This window comes from Psychrobacter sp. 1U2, assembly GCF_051847575.1.
In genome coordinates, this window is record NZ_JBPYDC010001095.1 from 1 (window position 1) to 708 (window position 708).

Below are 708 nucleotides of genomic sequence, written 5' to 3' on the forward strand. Positions count from 1 at the left end.
ATTGTATTTATATTTTTATTAAATTGTGAATGCTTTATCACATGATAATAAGTAGCTATTGACATATATCCTCTTTAATTAATAGACGACATTTATAGATATTCTACCGTAATCAAAATCTATTATTGTAGGAACACTGTTTTAGCGATCAGTTTTTAATAACATGGCCTAATACTTTCAATGAATCATACAAACAAAAAAGACACGGCCAGCGTGTCTTTTAAGAATATATTATAGGACTAAATAATACCTTCTAGCATCGTTGATTTTAGTGCTCGCGAGTATTGCTAAAAGTCACTTCCGGATAGCGATCTTGCATCAGTTGCAAGTTAACACGCGATGGCGCCAAATATGTTAAGTAGCCACCGCCATCTATCGACAACTGATCATGCGCTTTTTTCTTAAATTTTGCCAGCGCTACTTCATCGTCACAATGAATCCAGCGTACTGTAGCGATGGAGACGGGTTCAAAAGTACACTGCACCTTATATTCTTCTTTTAGTCGATGCGCGACCACTTCAAACTGGAGCACACCCACTGCGCCTAAGATTAAATCGTTATTAATCTGCGGCATAAAGACCTGAGTAGCTCCTTCCTCACTAAGCTGCTGTAAACCCTTTTGCAGTGCTTTAGATTTTAATGGGTCTTTTAGTACCACACGGCGAAACAGTTCGGGCGCAAAATGTGGAATACCGGTAAAGTTCAACT

At 38.1% G+C, this 708-nt stretch carries 1 pseudogene; it reads right to left on the reverse strand.

The annotated features are described in order from the left end of the window. Window positions 1-268 precede the first annotated feature (268 nt). Window positions 269-708 (reverse strand): annotated as a pseudogene (gene prfC / locus ACS8FD_RS20575) (peptide chain release factor 3); the annotation flags it as partial.